Genomic DNA, 16,256 nt, shown 5'->3' on the forward strand with positions numbered 1-16,256 from the left:
TCTTTGCCATGCCCATTTTTAGGAATGTCGTGAAAAGGACAGTCTTTTTAGCCTGGCATGCCAGAATTTCCAGTTGCTTTATTCCAGATTTAATGATTCCTCCCATCTAATGCCGAGAGCCTATTAATATAATTATAAAAGTATCTTACATCGGTTTAGGATTTTTCTGATTCTTATCTGCTTCATTTTTTAGTTTCGCCTGACACATTAAACAAACTACTGATGATTTCTTTCTGACAATTAGCTCATCCTCGTCATAGTCGTCATCATGTTGATCAGCTATTGCCACTTCTTCCTCAAACAGCTTACCGCATAACATACACCGTATTTTCATATCACACCCCCGCAGTTTAATTAAGCAAGGTAAGATATTCGCCGTTGCCTCTCATAAATCCTGCCCGTAAAATTAGCGGAGTCTTATAGGGTGTGCAAATAATTAACTTATAGCATAGTTTACCCCAATTGATAAAAAATAGTTTTCATCTCAATTCATTAACAATAACCACTCCGGCGCTGGTGCCAATTCTGTCGGCCCCGGCTTCCAACATGGACAGCGCTTTTGCCAGATCGCGGATTCCTCCCGAAGCTTTGACGCCTATCCGGGGTCCGACTGATTGTCTAATTAATTTTATATCATCGACCATAGCGCCTTCTTTATTAAAACCAGTTGATGTTTTGACGAAATCGGCGCCCGCGGCTACGGCAAGCCGGCAAGCTTGAACTTTTTCTTCGTTTGTCAAAAGGCATGTTTCCAGGATTACCTTGACAATTGCTTCAGGCTTTGCACACTTCGCCGCGCTAATTACACCAGTTAGATCCTCTTGAGCTTTTCCGAGCAATCCACCTTTAAAAAACCCGATGTTCATTACCACATCCACTTCTGAAGCACCCGCCCTAACCGCCGCAGCCGCCTCAGCCGCTTTTACGGCCGGCTCGCTTGCGCCCAGCGGAAAACCAATTACCGCGCAAATACCAATCTTTGTATTTTCCAACTCCCGGTATGCTAAATCAATATGGCACGGGTTGATGCACACCGACTTAAAACCGAAATCAACGGCCTCCCGGCAAATACCGATAATATTCTGACAAGTAGCTTCAGGCTTGAGAAGCGTGTGGTCAATCACACCGGCTAGTCCGGCTCTTGATATACCCATCTATATTCCCTCAGCTTCCTAATTATTATTTAAGGCAAGTTGAATTATTTTCTCAACCAGTTCGGGGAATTCAATTCCCGCAGCGCGGGCGGCATCCGGCGAGAGGCTCGTGGCGGTCATGCCGGGAATTGTGTTTAGCTCCAGGATATACGGCTTTCCCCGGCGCTCAACAATAAAGTCCACCCGCGCCAATCCGCGGCAGCCTAAAGCCTTAAAGGCGCGTACTGCCAAATCCTTAATCAAAACCTGCTGTTCCTCCGGAATACGCGGCGGGATAATATGGCTGCTCATACCGGTGGTATATTTGGCCTCATAGTCGTAAACACCAGTGGCGGAAACGATTTCAATCAGGGGAAGCGCAACCGGCTCGTCATTACCCAGCACTGAAGCAGTTATCTCCACACCTTCAACAAATTGTTCAATCAGGGCAACCGGATCGTGCTGAAAGGCCAGTTCCAGGGCTGGAATCAGAGCCCGCTCCTGATGCACAAAAGTTATACCGATTGTGGAACCTTGCGTGGGCGCTTTGACTACCAGAGGCAGGCCCAATTCACCGGTAATTCGCGCCGCTATGGACGGCAGGTCCTGAAGTCCGGTTTCTTTCTTACCAACCAAGACGAACAAAGGTGTCGGCAGCCCTTCAAAAAGCAACATTTTTTTGGTAGTGATCTTATCCATTGCCATAGCACTGGCTAAAACACCTGAACCGGTATACGGTATGCCGAGCATTTCCAACATCCCTTGCATCGTCCCGTCTTCGCCGAACTTGCCGTGCAATGCCAGGAAAGCAAGTTCTATCTTTTCCTCTCTGATTCTGTTTACTACGTTGTTGTCCACATCTATCTTCACACACGGATAACCTTTCAACCTTAGAGCGTTGTAAACAGCCTCGCCTGTACGCAGGGACACATCCCGCTCAGCTGATTTACCGCCCATTAAGACCCCAACCTTTAAAGCCAAAATCCATTACCTCACTTTAGATTTTATAATTTGTTCTAAAATTATATTCGCTTAATAACGAGAAAAACCTACAAAAGAGTTTTCCTTGACGTAATAATTTGATTATTATATAATAACGAACGGAAGAGTTGCAATACAGGGGAGTAGCTCAATTGGTAGAGCATCGGTCTCCAAAACCGAGGGTTGCGGGTTCAAGCCCTGTCTCCCCTGCCAGTATTCTCAAGGGTTTTAACCTTTGAGATTTTTTATTTGCAAATGCTTGGACAGATTTTAAGCAGATTATGGCAATAAAGGTCGGCACTGCCGCTAAGATGAACGCGTCAAAAACTTGAATAAAAAAATCGCAGAAATAATAATCGGTTGGTGAATAAGATATATTGCAAGTGAGTTCTTACTTATCGCTGATATATATTTATTTTCATAATTGAATTCATAAAGACTCTGCTTTTTATAATAATACATTTTATAAGCAAGAACACCTAGTAAAAACATCGAAAGATACGGGCTTAGAGGATAATAATCAACTGTAACGAATTCTTTGTACACAGCGCCAAAGGGAAGCAGCAAACTTGTTTTGACCATAGTATTTTTCAGCGGTATTGCTGTAAGAGCTATAACTGCTGAACTTATGAACAGAAGCATATTATTCATTTTTTTGAATAAAGGGAAAAGAATCATACTTATTCCTAATAAATGCAGGATACCGAATCGAACATATTGTTCTCTAAAAAAAATGTACGTAACAAGAGTAATCATCATCCCATATGCCAGTACCTTGCTCCCTCTGCTTATAGAATTATTACTAAAACCGCTGCTTATTCCTGCAAGAAATATAAATATCAAAGCTGATGTTTTGCCTTCCCAGTACCAGAATCCGCTTAAATAATTAATCCCTATACCAACAAACCGATTCAAATCAAATACCGTATGAAAAATAACCATAAGGATTATTGCCATAACCCTGAAAAAATCTATTTCCCAAATTCGTCCACTTCCCATTTTACGACCTCTTTTTTACCTTATAAAAATGCTTAAATAATGAAAATAGCCCTGCCGTAAAACAGGGCATTATCAAGATAATTGAGTTTGCATCTTCTGCTTTATGCCTTTGCACCCTTAAGCCTGCCGCGTTCTTCCATCTTTTTGAAATCATACCAGATTGGGCTGGCATTGAAAATTGACGAATAAGCGCCGCTTGACACTCCGATCAGCAAAGCCAGAACCATATTGTGGATAGTCGCGCCGCCCATTAAGAAAAAGGCCACCAGGACAAAGATAACTGTCAGCCCGGTATTAATTGAGCGGGCCATGGTTTGCCACAGGCTGTTGTTGATAACATCCTCCAAAGCCTCGCCCTTTTTCCTGTATAACATATTTTCACGAATCCGGTCAAAAATAACAATGGTGTCATTTATTGAATAACCGATAATTGTCAGGACGGCGGCCACGAAGGTACTGTCCACTTCGATTTGAAATATCGAGAAAATCCCTAATATTACTAGAACATCGTGCAATATGGCGATGATGGCCGCGATACCTTGCTTGAACTCAAACCGCCAGGCAATATAAACAACCATCAGGACTGAGGCCACACCCAGCGCCAACAGGGCCTTTCTGATCAACTCCTGCCCGATTACGGGACCAACCCGCTCATTGCGCTGCACCGCAACACCACCCAGCTTTTGGTCCAGAGCTTGCAACACTGCCAAGTTTTCATCCTCGGCCAGTTCTTTGGTTCTAACAATAAAATCGGTTTCACCGCTGCGCTGGATCGAAGCACCCTCCAGCCCAAAATCAGCCAGCACCCCTCTAACCTGCTCAACGGCGGTTGGCTGGTTGAATTTCAAATCCAACAGGCTGCCGCCCCGGAAATCAATGCCCAGGTTGAGTCCCTGGCTGAATAGCGATATGATCCCGGGCACGATCACCAAAATGGATATTACGTACCATATCTTTCTTAGTTTAATAAAGTGAAACGGTTTTTTATCTCTTAGCATCAACTTTGTCTCCCCCTATGCCCCGTACATTTTAACGTTGCGCACCAAGTTGCTGCCGGCCACCAGGTGCAGCAAGTATCTGGTCACGGTGATGGCAGTGAACATGCTTACCAGGATACCGATGGACAATGTTACGGCAAAGCCTTTAATCGGTCCTGTGCCAAAATAGTATAGAACGGCCGCGGCAATCAAGGTGGTAACGTTGGAGTCAAAGATAGCCACAAAAGCCCGCTTGAAACCGGCGTCTATTCCCGACCGCAGGGTCTTGCCGGCCCACAATTCCTCCCTGAAGCGCTCAAAAATAATCACGTTCGCATCCACCGCCATGCCCAGGGACAAGAGAAAGCCGGCGATACCGGGCAGGGTCATGGTCACATGGAGGGCCGCGAAAATCAACAGCACGAGCAAGGCGTAGACAACCAGTGCGAAATCGGCGACCAGTCCGGGCAGCCGGTAATACAGGACCATAAAAACAAGAATCGCGGCAAGGCCGGCAATACCCGCCTTAATTGACTTATCCAGAGAATCCGCTCCCAGGGTCGGCCCGACCGTCCGCTTCTCCATCACTTCCAACTTCACCGGCAACGCGCCGGAGCGAAGCAGAATAGCGACATTGTGCGCCTCCTCAAGAGACGCATAAGGTGAAATCCGCGCCTTGCCGTCTGGGATAGGCGTTTGTACATTCGGGGCTTGAATAACCTGATTATCCAGCAGAATGTAAATAGGCTTGCCGACATTGGCTTTAGTGACCTCAGCGAAAATCTTGGCGCCGTCGGGCTCAAATTCCAGGTTTACCTCAGCCACCCCGCTTTGGTCTGTTCCCTCCGTGGCTGTCTTCAACTGACGGCCGGTCAGCACGGTTGTTCCGTCCTCTGTTTTAAACTCCAGGTAAGCGGTTTTGATCATGTTGCGCACCGCCTCGTCCGGATCGTTAATTCCGGCCAGTTCCACGATAATTCTCCGGTCGCCCTGCTGCTGAACAATAGGTTCAGCCACTCCATAGGCGTTGACCCGGTTTTCAATAATGGCCATGGCCTGCTTAACGCGGTCGGACGTCACCGGCGATTCGGGAGTGTCTTGGGCTTCGAGCACCACGTGTACGCCGCCTTGCAGGTCAAGACCCTGTTTAATTAATTTAGCAAAAGGGAGCCACTTGACATCAGGGAAAACTGGTTTTACCGCTAATACGGCTACAACAGCCACGATTACTATTATACCCGCCAGTTTCAGAAGCTTGTCCCACTTCATGCCGTTCAATTTCCTCCTCTATGGTCGTATAAATCAAAAGATACTATTACAACAACTTCGCCCCGTTAATTACCAGTTCAAAATTGCCATTCAAGAAGCTTGCGGCCCTGCGGCACATAATCATCCGGCTCAAGAATATTTCAAAATACTCCATCACGGGGCAAATGTCAGTGTCAATGGTCAACTCCATGGTAATTGCCCGTTTATCGTCTGCCACCCACAAAAATGAGTGCTCTACCGCATAGTTCACCCGGTCATGAATATCAAAAGTGGCGAAATCCTGGTTTCTTACCCTGGAGCGGTGCACATCAGACTTATCCGCCACAATCAGGGCTGCCGCAACACTGTTTACGGCATTTCCGTTTTGTTCCTCGTGGTTGCCTATAGCTGAAATAACTGTGGCTATTTCAGCCGCGGGCATCCCCATTTGCATTAGGATCTGATAAGCGATTACCGCCCCGGAAATACCGTGTTCGGTGCGGTTGATCACATTGCCCAGGTCATGCATATACCCGGCTATTGAGGCCAACTCAGCTTGCCGCTGCGGGAAACCCAATCTCTCCATAATATTCCCGGCAATTCTGGAAACCAGATGCACATGCCGGTAGCTATGCTCTGTATAACCGATCACGCCAAGGTACTCATTGCCTTTCCGGATAAAGGAGTCAAGCACGGGGTTTTTCCTGACATCCTCCAGGGTGATCATAAACAAATAAGCCCCCCCGACAGGGAAAAGGAGCGTATATCCTTAAAGCTTATAAATTTATCTTGCCGCTCGCACGCGAAATGTCCCGCGGCCCCCACTCCCTTTCCCCTCACTCCTTCTAATCCTAATCCGTTTCGTCGCTAACAACTTGACCGACGGCATTTTTCTGGAACTTTATGCGGACGTTATCGGATACTTTTATAATGAAGAAGTCATCCTTTATTTTATCTATTGTGCCGTACATTCCGCCCACAGTAATCACCCGGTCGCCGACCTTCAGATTATTAATCATCTCCTGAAGTCTCTTTTGACGCTGCTGCTGGGGCCTGATCATCAAGAAGTATAAAATCGCGAAGAGAACGACAATATACAGTATTGAAGCATATTGAGAATTGATACCCACTCTCGGACCTCCTTTCACATTATAGTGCAATAACTTAATTCGTTCATCATGCGAAAAATCCCTTTTTTAAAGAAAAGTTTTTATACAATTAGCCATACTGGTATTTTTCCATAAATTCATCTCTATATTCCACCATTTTCCCCTCGCGTATCGCTTCCCTGAGCTCTTTCATCAGTTCCAAAACAAAACTGAGGTTATGAATGGTTGTTAAACGGATGCCCAACACTTCACCGGCTTTAAGCAGGTGGCGAATGTATGCGCGGCTATAGTTCCGGCAGACATAACAACCGCATTCCGGGTCAAGCGGGTTTAAATCTCTCGCATTTCCGGCGTTGCGCACCACAAGCCTGCCCCGGCGGGTGAAAACCGTTCCGTTCCGGGCAAGCCTGGTAGGCAAAACACAGTCAAACATATCAATCCCTCTCAGCACACCTTCCACAAGGCAATCAGGCGAGCCGACACCCATCAGGTAACGCGGCTTTTCTTCCGGCAAAAATGGAACGGTATAATCCAGCAACTCATACATCAGCTCTTTTGGCTCACCGACACTCAATCCACCAATGGCATAGCCCGCAAAATTGAGACTGACTATCTCACCGGCACTTTTTTTACGCAAATCATGAAACACCCCTCCCTGGACGATACCGAATACTCCTTGCTCCTTCAGGCGGTGTGCGGCCAGGCACCGTTCCGCCCAGCGGCTGGTGCGATCTAGGGCTTCCCGCGCATATTCATAACTGCACGGGTACGGGGCGCATTCATCAAAAGCCATGGCGATGTCCGAACCGAGGGCCATTTGTATTTCCATAGCTTTTTCAGGACTGAAAAAGTGCTCGGAACCATCAATATGAGAGCGAAAAGTAACGCCTTCCTCAGATACCTTGCGCAGCGGGCCCAGGCTAAAAACCTGAAAACCGCCACTGTCGGTAAGAATAGGGCCGGACCAGTTCATAAAACGATGCAGCCCCCCTGCTTCCCGCACCAGTTCCTGGCCGGGCCGCAGATAAAGGTGATAAGTATTGCTCAAAATCAGCCTGCCGCCCACATCACAGACTTCCTCGGGAGTCATGGTCTTAACCGTGGCCTGCGTGCCCACAGGCATGAAAACAGGCGTTTCAACCGTGCCGTGCGGAGTATGCAGCAGCCCTAGACGGGCCCGTCCGTTTTTTTGTCTGTTTGTAACGGTAAAACTAACGGCCATTCAGTTCCTCCGATCTTATATTATCAACATCGCGTCGCCAAAACTAAAGAACCGGTATTTTAACCGTACCGCCTCGTTGTATGCCGCCATTATTTTATCCTTTCCGGCGAAGGCGGATACCATCATCAGCAGAGTAGACCTGGGCAAATGGAAATTAGTGATCAAACCTTCCACCAGCTTAAAACGATATCCCGGATATATAAAAATATCAGTCCAGCCCGAGCCAGGGCAAATCTCGCCTTTTTCCCCGGCAGCGCTTTCCAGGCAACGGGTCGTAGTAGTCCCTACCGCAATCAATCTACCTTTCCTTTGCTTGGTTTCGTTGATGGTACCGGCAGCCTTTTCCGAGATCTCATAATACTCCGCATGCATATGATGCTCCCGGACATCTTTTACCTGCACAGGGCGAAAAGTACCCAACCCAACGTGCAGCAGCACAGGAACTACGACCACACCCATGTTTGAAATCCGTTCCAGCAACTCCCGTGAAAAATGAAGCCCGGCAGTGGGAGCCGCCGCCGACCCCGCCTGACGGGCGTAAATTGTTTGATAACGTTGCTTATCTGATAGCGGCTTTTTTATATATGGAGGAACCGGCATCACACCAACCTGATCCAGTATTTCTTCAAAGATACCGTTATAACTAAACTCCAGCACCCGGCCGCCGAAATCCGTGTGCTCCAAAATCAGCGCTTCCAGGAGTCCGTCGCCGAATATAATCTTCGTGCCTGCTGCCAGCCTTTTCCCCGGACGTACCAGCGCCTCCCAGCGGTTCTTGTCCAGCTGTCTTAATATCAGGACTTCAACCTTCGCGCCGGTTATATCTTTTATGCCATAAAGGCGGGCGGGCATAACCTTTGTATCATTTATAACCAGAGTGTCCCCCGGCCTCAGGTAATCAACCAAATCCGTAAACCGGCGGTGCTCCAGAGGCGCCCCGTTTAGATGCAGGACCATTAGCCTGGAAGCATCCCTCCGGCTCACCGGTTCCTGGGCAATCATCCCCTCGGGGAGGAAATAGTCAAAATCAGATAGCTTCACCCGTTGCTGTTCAACTCCTCATTATCCCGCAAGTATAACCTTTGCCGTTAACAATAACATGAAACCTTTTACCGGCCATAATTTTCCGCAATTTTAATATTCGAATAATAGTATTTCAAAATTTCCTGGTAATTATAACCTTGCCTGGCCATACCGTTGGCTCCCCACTGAGAAAGACCCAGACCATGCCCCCAACCGCTTCCGGTAATATTCACTCCCGTAAGATTTTTGTCCTTATCGTACCCTTTTTTCAAAGTAAATAAAGCGCTTTTCAGGCCAAGAGCAATCCTCACGTTGTCCGCGTTCGCTATCTCAATCCGCAAAGGCTTGTCGTCGGTTCCCACACCACTAACCGTCAGTTTTTTCACCCTGGCGCCGGAAGCGGTATAGACCGTGTCAATACCGGTAATTTTCTTGAATTCATAACCGGATTTTTTGAACATTTCCAGCAACTGAGCGGCTGTATAATCAACCTGCCAGTTATAATGCAAATTGTTCTTATCGAACGGGTCTTTTTTGTATTTGATATACGGCAGGGCACTGGACCACACATCTTCGCTGTTTTCAGTATAACCGCCGCTGCTTGAGTGGAAAAAAGAGGAGATTAGCTTACCCCGGTTGAGCATAACCACGCCACGGGTATCCTCAACCGCCTGGTCCGTGGCGGGCACTTCCTTGTCATAGCCTAAATAGACCTGACTGGACTGGTCATTTGTCAAATTATAGCTGGCACCACTGGTGGCTTCGACTCTTTGGAGGGCGTAATTACGCGCCACGACCGCTTGGGCTTTCAGCGCCTCGGCCGGCCAGGACGACGGCATTTCCGCCGGCACTACCCCACGCAGGTAATCCTCAATATTTAACTCGTTTATTGCCACAAGGCTGCCGCTTTCCACACGGAATTCCATATTGCCCCGGTAGCGCCTGTATTCCGTTCCCTCCAGCAATGAAATCAAGTTTAATCCTTTGTTTGAGGCCAATTCGCTTTCATTTCGGGCGTTTCTCACATACAGACCGGTGTTTTCACTTATATCAACCGCTTCCCCCGAGGCGTTTAACGCCACCAGATCGGCCACCGGCGTTCTTTCCGCAACATTTCCGTCTGCGGCGATAATACTTACCCGGATATTATTCTCTTGAACCGCGACCGGCCCGCTAAAAGGACCGTATTTTTTCCCAGAGCTCTGGAGCATTATTTGACCGGCCTGCAATTCCACCAGCCAGCTTTCCTTGCTTCCTATTTCCGTTATTACCTTGCCGTTTGATAAATTGATTAGTTGATAATCACCATTTGTTTTAAAGCTCATCGATTCAGTCTGCTTTGCTAGAGCCACCCGTACCGTGTCAAACTTCTGAGCACCCTCTGCGCTGATTGGGGGTAAAAGAACTAAACAAGCCAACAGAAAAATTAAGAAACGCTTTGTTCTAATTTTTAATTCCACTTTTTTTCTCCCGTAAATTCTAAAATAAAGTACACAAATAAATTAAATTCGATAAATATTACCAATATCCTTCAATAAATTAAAAATTCAGATCCCACATATTTACCGGCGTATGAATAAATTCACAATTATCGTCAGTAGAATACTTAGTACGATACAAGTAACCACGGGAAAATAAAAGCTGAAATTTTGTCTCTGCACAAAAATATCCCCCGGAAGGTGCCCCAGCCCGAAGAACTTGCCCCCGATCAGGAGCAGTCCGCCAATTACAGTCAGAAACAGACCGAAGAAAAGCATCATCTTGCCGAATGACTCCAACATATTATGCCACCCACCTTCAACCATATGATCTAGACAACTTACTATCAGGCATTGGTACGGTTAGTACGGCACGTTTCTACACGGGAGATTAACTTGTAATATATGCAAGTTAGCTGTTTTTCCTGCCGCTCGGCTGAGAATCACGATAATAACGTTCCTTTTCGCTATATACGCAGCCGCAATACTGCTGACGATACATTCCCAGTTCCCTGGATAAACTAACAGCCTCCCGGTAGCCATTCCTAAAATCGGCATAGTAAAATGGGATCCCATATTTATCCCCTATCGCTTCACCGGTTTCCCTGATAAGTTCGTGTTTCTGGTAAGGGCTTACCAGCAAAGTCGTGCTGAAGCAGTCGAACCCCCCTTTTCTGGCCACTCTGGCCGCCTGGCTTAGACGCATTGAATAACAAAATTGACAGCGTTTGGATTCCCTATGAACTACCCCTTGGATAAACTCTTCCAATTGATACTTTTTATCAAAAATGACATTGAGGCCAATGTCCGCGGCATACTTCTCCAGAGTATCTTTGCGCTTTGCGAACTCGGTATACGGGTGGATATTTGGATTATAGAAGTATCCGTAAATATCCATTCCTGCTCCCCTCAAGTGCTGAATAGGGTATATTGAGCAAGGGCCGCAGCAAATATGCAGCAACATTTTCATAAAAAACCTCCAAATATTGACCATCAACCGCATTGTGCGCTATACGTCCGCCAACATATCTGTTTCGAAGTTAGTATAAACATTTTGCACGTCATCATGTTCCTCAAGGCTGTCTATTAGTTTTACCATTTGTTCCGCTTCTTGTCCTTCCAGCTTGACAGTGTTCAATGGAAGCTTCGTAACCTCCGCATAGGCTATTTCAACATCGGATTTTTCCAGAGATTCTTTTACTGCTGTCATGTCGCCGGGCTCAGTTGTAATCTCGTATGAGTCATCATCACTTACTTTAAAATCTTCGGCGCCTGATTCAATCGCTAACAGCATCAAATCATCCTCATTATATTTGCAGTTTGCTTTTTCAACTACGAGCAATCCTTTTTCCTGGAACACCCAGGCGACACATCCGGATTCCCCCAGACTGCCGCCGTTTCTTGAAAATATATATCTTATTTCACTTGCCGTGCGGTTACGGTTATCGGTCATTATTTCAATCATCACTGCAACCCCGCCAGGCCCGTAACCTTCATAGTTAAACTCCTCATAACTGGCGCCGCCCAGTTCACCCGCTCCTTTTTGTATAGCGCGCATAATATTCTCATTTGGGATGTTTGCTTCCTTGGCCTTTTGGATAGCGGTTTTAAGCTGCACGTTACCGTCCGGGTCTTTACCACCCTGCCGCGCGGCAACCATAATCTCTCTGGCCAAGCGCGTGAATAATTTGCCCCGTTGAGCATCTACTTTTGCTTTTTTGCGTTTGATAGTAGCCCATTTAGAATGTCCGGACATCAATACTCCCCCTTCTTGTCAGGCATACACTGCATTATATTAACTAGTATGAATATGTTTAAACTAAAAAAGCGCAAAGCGCTTAAATAATTCCTAAATTATTTTAGCATATAGATTATCCACACGCAAACGATATGTCTTCTATATGTTTTCTATCTGTTGTATTGTTCCCCTGCTCCCAACGCTTATCCGGTTTTTAAGCTTGCTGTTGCTTGCCGGTAAAAATACCAAGCATATGTTTGAAAGCTACGGTCTTCTATCTTCTAGGGCCAAGTCATTAACCATTTGCAAACGATCATAGGTCAGCGGGCCGACTATTCCGTCTGGATTTAGCCCCTGGTCACGCTGAAATCTAATTACTGCATCTTCCGTAACAGGACCGTAAAAACCGTCTAAGTCGCCACGGTAATAGCCGAGTATTTGTAAAATTTGCTGGACGCGCAACACATCCGCACCAGGGTCCACGCCTATACGTAGTAATCTTCCCGTAAAAGCATTACCTGTTATTTTTACTCTGGTTCCAAGCGGTACAATGTCGTATATCCGGATAACGTCGTCATTCCGCATGCGTACACACCCGTGACTGGCGGCAGTGCCAATAGATGCCTCGTTATTAGTTCCGTGAATGCCGTACCCCACACATGAATTGGAACACTGGTAACTACCTGCCGAAATGGGCTTGTATCAAGGGATATAAGCCTTTATTTTTTCTAAAACCTCATTTTATAAAATACTTATCCTTTTATAGAACTAAAGCCTTTTATAACAATTGTATATATAGTATAATTATGGTGCGGTTTTATTTGTAAATAATTTTTCCATCAGTATATTATTGTTAGTATCTATTTAAAGATAATACTGAGAAATTAATAGAATATAAGAATTGTGGTATAATTATTGTATAAAAAATAAAGGGAATGATATTCTATGAATAAGATATACACAATCGGTCATTCATCGCATAAATTAGAAAACTTTTTGCATTTGTTAAAAATCCATAGCATTAATTGTTTAATTGATGTTAGGAGTATGCCTCATTCAAAATATACACCCCAATTCAATAAAGATGAACTAAGAAGATTTTTGCTTAGCAATAGCATTCACTATATATTCATGGGGAATGAATTTGGCGCAAGACGTGAGGATAAAAGTCTTTACACTAAAGAAGGTTACTTAGATTTCGATAAGGTTACTAATACTAGCTTGTTTAAAGCTGGTATTGAACGGATTAAGACAGGTATAAAAAAAGATTTTAAGATTGCTCTGATGTGTACTGAAAAAGATCCTATTGACTGCCATAGAAACATATTAATCGCAAGGGAATTTCATAAACTAGATTATAGTATTGATAATATACTTGAGAACGGCGAAATTCAAAACCAAGATTTTATTGAAAAAAGATTATTAGATATGTATTTTCCTAACAGAATGCAGCAGACTTTGTTTGACATCATTGATGGTAGAAAAAACGATTCGGAACTAATAGATCAGGCTTATAAGCTAAGAAACAGAGATATAGGTTACAGTATAGTAGAGAAGGAGAGTTTAACGAGTTGAGGTTGTTTACAATAGGGTTTACCAAAAAGACTGCCGAAGACTTTTTTGCATTGTTAAAAAACAATCACATAAAAAAAGTTATTGATATAAGACTTAATAATGCATCACAGTTAGCAGGCTTTTCTAAAGGAGAAGATCTTAATTATTTTTTAAGAGAACTATGCAACATTAAATACTTACATGATATTGACTTAGCACCTAATAAAAAAATCCTTGATGATTATAAAAAAAATAAAATCACTTGGCAACAATATGAGTTGCTTTTTAATAATCTTTTAATCGAAAGAAATATTAAGGATAAATTAGATAAGTATTTTAAGGAGGACTTTGACTATGTTTGCCTTCTTTGTAGTGAAGCAACAGCCGATAAGTGTCATAGAAGGTTAGTAGCAGAGTACATAAAGCGAATTTACCATAATCTGAACATAGAGATAATTCATATATAGTGTCATTACTGAGGGGGATACTAAATGTACAAGGATATTATTCTGCTTACCACATCAAAAAAGATAAATAATTTATGTATTGCTGGCGTGGAAAAAGAAAATGGTAGCTGGGTTAGAATAATATCAGAAGATGAGGAAATACAACACGCCATTACTACTAATGATGCAATGTACGAAGATGGAAGTATGCCTCAAATAATGGACATTATAAGAATTAAGTGCAAGGGATATAAACCTAATTACTATCAACCTGAAAATTACGTACTGGACGATTCATACTATTGGGAAAAAGTAGGTACGGCTAGCATTAGAGAGTTATTGAGAGTACATCCTGTTGAAAACAACTCTTTTCTTTTCTATGATACTGATAAATGTATAGAAAGAGCTTATTTTAATAACTTAAATGATAAAGATAGATATTCACTAACTCTGATTTCTCCAGAAGATATTTGCGTTCACGTAAAGCAATGGTCTAAACATGAAAAGAAAAAGGTAACAATGAGTTTTAACTATAGCGGAAACCGTTATTGGTACATACGCTTAACGGATACAGAATTTGAGAATATATATCTGCAATATCAAGATGGAAATTATAATTATCGGGAAAAATGCTTGTTGGTTGTGAGTTTGGGAGACGTTAACCCCAAAGATAATAAGCATTATAAACTTATCGCAAAAGTATTAAATATAAAGTAAATTGTTAAACAATTATCTGTGTAAGTAGCCCTGATTCTATTTAGGGCTATTTGTTTTGGGAGTGTCACGGCTTCCGTGTAAATGGAATAATCTCACAAGTAATTGTACACACTTGCTTTTACTCATGCGCAGGATAGGGCAACGCGGGAGCGCGACCCGAGCGGCGCGTGAGGTTTGGCGAGGCGGCGATTCCGACTGAAACGTCGCTTTTTTCTGCTGCCTTGGAAAACCAAAGCGATAAACTCCGGGGGTTCGGGGGCAGCGCCCCCGATCACGAAATCATTTTACCTTGCAGCCGATCCTCAAAAAATATCATCAGCTGCCCAATTATAATGCCCCAATCACGAATGGGCATACTCCATTTTTTAGTGATTTCCTGTACCGAAAGATAGACCGATTTTTTGACCGCGTCGTCAGTCGGGTAAATCGTTTTGGTCTTGGTAAATTTGCGCAGCATCCGATGGAATCCCTCCACCGCGTTGGTGGTGTAAATCAGTGTCCGTACTTCCTGCGGATACTTGAAATAGGTGGACAGTTCCGCCCAGTTTGCGTCCCAAGACTTCAAAATCTGCGGATATTTTCTGCCCCACTTTTCACGAAATTCCTCCAGCCGATACTCCGCGTCCTCCAGCGTCGGCGCACCGTAAACCAGCTTCAAGTCTGCCATGACCAGCTTGATGTCCTTGTATGGTACATACCTTGTGGAATTGCGGATTTGATGAATCACGCAAAGCTGCTGTTCTGTTTTGGGGAAAACAGTCTCAATGGCGGTTGAAAATCCGGAAAGGTTGTCCCGGCAGGCAATCAAAATGTCCTGGACGCCGCGATTTTTCAATTCGTTGCATACAGTCGTCCAAAAGCTGGCGCTTTCGTTTTCTGACATCCATATGCCCAATATTTCCTTACGACCGTCCATGTTGATCCCTAAAACGGAGTACAGGCATTTGTTAATGACCCGGCTGTCCTTGCGCACTTTGAATACTATCCCATCAAGGAAAACAATAGGATAAACCGGATCCAGCGGCCTTGACTGCCACTCGGTAACGGCGGGCATTTTACTTTGAATATTCCCTTTTTCAAGATAAAAAATATTTTTGGTGAGCCCAAGAGGTTAAAAACCTGACGGTGCCGAAGGGAAGCCTTGACAGACGGGGTCCCTACATGTGGTACAATGGGAAAACTGACGGGGGTAATTTTTTATGTATGTCTTCGGAGCCACCCTGTCGGTAATTATACCAGCCACATGTGGGGTGGATGTCAAGGCCACTACCCGGATAGGTACAAAGAGTTTGAATATAGTCGCGCTACTTGTTAAGCGGTTGTCATGTAAGACAGCCTCACAAATGATATTATTAACAATGATAATATCTATAGCTTAATCATCTTCTCTTTCTATTACATCTGTATAAATAAAATCACTATATTTTAGTTTTGTCTTTTTATTCAACAAATCCTTCCTCATTGCTAGAACAATATTTCCTACCGCTTCTTTTCCCATTTCCTTACTAGTAGTTTGTTAACACTGAATCTATAATAAAACTTATTTTTATGTTATACTCTTCCCAGGAGGGAGGGGTATGCCTTGCCAAAAGTAAGATACCATGTCCGGCTTTCTGATGAGGAACGGAAGA

Annotated in this window: 18 protein-coding genes, 1 tRNA gene and 1 pseudogene; 4 read left to right on the top strand and 16 right to left on the bottom strand. The window is 44.4% G+C overall.

The features are described 5' to 3' along the window. Nucleotides 1-145: 145 nt before the first annotated feature. The 3 genes from L9W92_RS17590 to L9W92_RS17600 form a co-directional block, all read right to left on the bottom strand. Complete coding sequence (locus L9W92_RS17590) at nucleotides 146-319, bottom strand: hypothetical protein (protein WP_240085051.1); 174 nt, start codon at nucleotides 317-319, stop codon at nucleotides 146-148. A 160-nt stretch (nucleotides 320-479) separates the two neighbouring features. Next, nucleotides 480-1,154: a deoxyribose-phosphate aldolase gene (gene deoC / locus L9W92_RS17595; RefSeq protein ID WP_240085052.1), complete on the bottom strand. Its 675-nt coding sequence runs from the start codon at nucleotides 1,152-1,154 to the stop codon at nucleotides 480-482. A gap of 18 nt (nucleotides 1,155-1,172) precedes the next feature. Then, nucleotides 1,173-2,114, bottom strand: a complete 942-nt coding sequence (locus tag L9W92_RS17600; RefSeq protein ID WP_240085053.1) for a D-alanine--D-alanine ligase — start codon at nucleotides 2,112-2,114, stop codon at nucleotides 1,173-1,175. 137 nt (nucleotides 2,115-2,251) lie between these two features. On the opposite strand from L9W92_RS17600, the gene L9W92_RS17605 reads away from it, so the two are divergent. After that, nucleotides 2,252-2,327: transfer RNA gene (locus L9W92_RS17605), tRNA-Trp, on the top strand. 93 nt (nucleotides 2,328-2,420) lie between these two features. Here L9W92_RS17605 and L9W92_RS17610 read toward each other — a convergent pair. The 12 genes from L9W92_RS17610 to L9W92_RS17665 form a co-directional block, all read right to left on the bottom strand. Further along, on the bottom strand, nucleotides 2,421-3,113 hold the full coding sequence (locus L9W92_RS17610) for a heparan-alpha-glucosaminide N-acetyltransferase (protein ID WP_240085054.1): 693 nt from the start codon (nucleotides 3,111-3,113) through the stop codon (nucleotides 2,421-2,423). Between the two features lie 101 nt (nucleotides 3,114-3,214). Next, the gene (secF, locus tag L9W92_RS17615) at nucleotides 3,215-4,111 is read right to left on the bottom strand and encodes a protein translocase subunit SecF (RefSeq protein WP_240085067.1); all 897 of its coding nucleotides are present in this window, start codon (nucleotides 4,109-4,111) and stop codon (nucleotides 3,215-3,217) included. Between the two features lie 15 nt (nucleotides 4,112-4,126). Further along, nucleotides 4,127-5,359, bottom strand: coding sequence for a protein translocase subunit SecD (gene secD / locus L9W92_RS17620; protein WP_240085055.1), 1,233 nt, complete (start codon nucleotides 5,357-5,359; stop codon nucleotides 4,127-4,129). A 46-nt stretch (nucleotides 5,360-5,405) separates the two neighbouring features. Beyond that, nucleotides 5,406-6,065, bottom strand: a complete 660-nt coding sequence (locus L9W92_RS17625; RefSeq protein ID WP_240085068.1) for an HD domain-containing protein — start codon at nucleotides 6,063-6,065, stop codon at nucleotides 5,406-5,408. 124 nt (nucleotides 6,066-6,189) lie between these two features. Continuing rightward, the gene (gene yajC, locus L9W92_RS17630; protein WP_240085056.1) at nucleotides 6,190-6,468 is read right to left on the bottom strand and encodes a preprotein translocase subunit YajC; all 279 of its coding nucleotides are present in this window, start codon (nucleotides 6,466-6,468) and stop codon (nucleotides 6,190-6,192) included. An 88-nt stretch (nucleotides 6,469-6,556) separates the two neighbouring features. Then, nucleotides 6,557-7,669 carry a tRNA guanosine(34) transglycosylase Tgt gene (gene tgt / locus L9W92_RS17635; RefSeq protein ID WP_240085057.1) on the bottom strand — a complete coding sequence of 371 codons (1,113 nt, stop codon included), beginning with the start codon at nucleotides 7,667-7,669 and terminating at the stop codon, nucleotides 6,557-6,559. A 15-nt stretch (nucleotides 7,670-7,684) separates the two neighbouring features. Further along, on the bottom strand, nucleotides 7,685-8,710 hold the full coding sequence (queA, locus tag L9W92_RS17640; RefSeq protein ID WP_240085058.1) for a tRNA preQ1(34) S-adenosylmethionine ribosyltransferase-isomerase QueA: 1,026 nt from the start codon (nucleotides 8,708-8,710) through the stop codon (nucleotides 7,685-7,687). A 68-nt stretch (nucleotides 8,711-8,778) separates the two neighbouring features. After that, a complete protein-coding gene (locus L9W92_RS17645; RefSeq protein WP_240085059.1) occupies nucleotides 8,779-10,152 on the bottom strand; it encodes a SpoIID/LytB domain-containing protein in 1,374 nt (457 codons plus the stop codon). Nucleotides 10,153-10,254: 102 nt separating this feature from the next. After that, nucleotides 10,255-10,473 carry a DUF2905 domain-containing protein gene (locus tag L9W92_RS17650; RefSeq protein WP_240085060.1) on the bottom strand — a complete coding sequence of 73 codons (219 nt, stop codon included), beginning with the start codon at nucleotides 10,471-10,473 and terminating at the stop codon, nucleotides 10,255-10,257. A 109-nt stretch (nucleotides 10,474-10,582) separates the two neighbouring features. Further along, on the bottom strand, nucleotides 10,583-11,140 hold the full coding sequence (locus L9W92_RS17655) for an epoxyqueuosine reductase QueH (protein ID WP_240085061.1): 558 nt from the start codon (nucleotides 11,138-11,140) through the stop codon (nucleotides 10,583-10,585). A gap of 39 nt (nucleotides 11,141-11,179) precedes the next feature. Continuing rightward, a complete protein-coding gene (locus L9W92_RS17660) occupies nucleotides 11,180-11,926 on the bottom strand; it encodes a YebC/PmpR family DNA-binding transcriptional regulator (RefSeq protein WP_240085062.1) in 747 nt (248 codons plus the stop codon). Nucleotides 11,927-12,172: 246 nt separating this feature from the next. Next, nucleotides 12,173-12,565: a L,D-transpeptidase family protein gene (locus L9W92_RS17665; protein WP_240085063.1), complete on the bottom strand. Its 393-nt coding sequence runs from the start codon at nucleotides 12,563-12,565 to the stop codon at nucleotides 12,173-12,175. A gap of 288 nt (nucleotides 12,566-12,853) precedes the next feature. Here L9W92_RS17665 and L9W92_RS17670 point away from each other — a divergent pair, with 288 nt between their 5' ends. Genes L9W92_RS17670 through L9W92_RS17680 form a run of 3 tightly spaced genes read left to right on the top strand, consistent with a single transcriptional unit; the run spans nucleotide 12,854 to nucleotide 14,625 of the window. Further along, nucleotides 12,854-13,483: a DUF488 domain-containing protein gene (locus L9W92_RS17670; protein ID WP_240085064.1), complete on the top strand. Its 630-nt coding sequence runs from the start codon at nucleotides 12,854-12,856 to the stop codon at nucleotides 13,481-13,483. Then, nucleotides 13,480-13,929 (top strand): DUF488 domain-containing protein, encoded by a 450-nt coding sequence (locus L9W92_RS17675; RefSeq protein WP_240085065.1) that lies wholly within the window; start codon nucleotides 13,480-13,482, stop codon nucleotides 13,927-13,929. Before L9W92_RS17670 ends, L9W92_RS17675 begins: the two co-directional genes overlap by 4 nt. A 24-nt stretch (nucleotides 13,930-13,953) precedes the next feature. Next, nucleotides 13,954-14,625 carry a dual OB domain-containing protein gene (locus L9W92_RS17680; protein WP_240085066.1) on the top strand — a complete coding sequence of 224 codons (672 nt, stop codon included), beginning with the start codon at nucleotides 13,954-13,956 and terminating at the stop codon, nucleotides 14,623-14,625. Nucleotides 14,626-14,896: 271 nt separating this feature from the next. Here L9W92_RS17680 and L9W92_RS17685 read toward each other — a convergent pair. Beyond that, a pseudogene (locus L9W92_RS17685) lies at nucleotides 14,897-15,679 on the bottom strand (IS256 family transposase); the annotation flags it as partial. Nucleotides 15,680-16,256: the final 577 nt, after the last annotated feature.

Origin of the sequence: Pelotomaculum terephthalicicum JT (assembly GCF_022410535.1) — a bacterium.
In the GTDB taxonomy this organism is placed as follows: Bacteria; Bacillota; Desulfotomaculia; order Desulfotomaculales; family Pelotomaculaceae; genus Pelotomaculum_D; species Pelotomaculum_D terephthalicicum.

What these genes read in the sequence shown, in the direction of transcription:
- L9W92_RS17610 (WP_240085054.1), bottom strand. Translation starts at nt 3,113, where the DNA reads ATGGGAAGTGGACGAATTTGGGAAATAGATTTTTTCAGGGTTATGGCA.
- L9W92_RS17680 (WP_240085066.1), top strand. Translation starts at nt 13,954, where the DNA reads ATGTACAAGGATATTATTCTGCTTACCACATCAAAAAAGATAAATAAT.
- secF (WP_240085067.1), bottom strand. Translation starts at nt 4,111, where the DNA reads ATGCTAAGAGATAAAAAACCGTTTCACTTTATTAAACTAAGAAAGATA.
- L9W92_RS17650 (WP_240085060.1), bottom strand. Translation starts at nt 10,473, where the DNA reads ATGTTGGAGTCATTCGGCAAGATGATGCTTTTCTTCGGTCTGTTTCTG.
- deoC (WP_240085052.1), bottom strand. Translation starts at nt 1,154, where the DNA reads ATGGGTATATCAAGAGCCGGACTAGCCGGTGTGATTGACCACACGCTT.
- secD (WP_240085055.1), bottom strand. Translation starts at nt 5,359, where the DNA reads ATGAAGTGGGACAAGCTTCTGAAACTGGCGGGTATAATAGTAATCGTG.
- tgt (WP_240085057.1), bottom strand. Translation starts at nt 7,669, where the DNA reads ATGGCCGTTAGTTTTACCGTTACAAACAGACAAAAAAACGGACGGGCC.
- L9W92_RS17625 (WP_240085068.1), bottom strand. Translation starts at nt 6,065, where the DNA reads ATGATCACCCTGGAGGATGTCAGGAAAAACCCCGTGCTTGACTCCTTT.
- L9W92_RS17670 (WP_240085064.1), top strand. Translation starts at nt 12,854, where the DNA reads ATGAATAAGATATACACAATCGGTCATTCATCGCATAAATTAGAAAAC.
- L9W92_RS17590 (WP_240085051.1), bottom strand. Translation starts at nt 319, where the DNA reads ATGTTATGCGGTAAGCTGTTTGAGGAAGAAGTGGCAATAGCTGATCAA.
- L9W92_RS17655 (WP_240085061.1), bottom strand. Translation starts at nt 11,140, where the DNA reads ATGAAAATGTTGCTGCATATTTGCTGCGGCCCTTGCTCAATATACCCT.
- L9W92_RS17660 (WP_240085062.1), bottom strand. Translation starts at nt 11,926, where the DNA reads ATGTCCGGACATTCTAAATGGGCTACTATCAAACGCAAAAAAGCAAAA.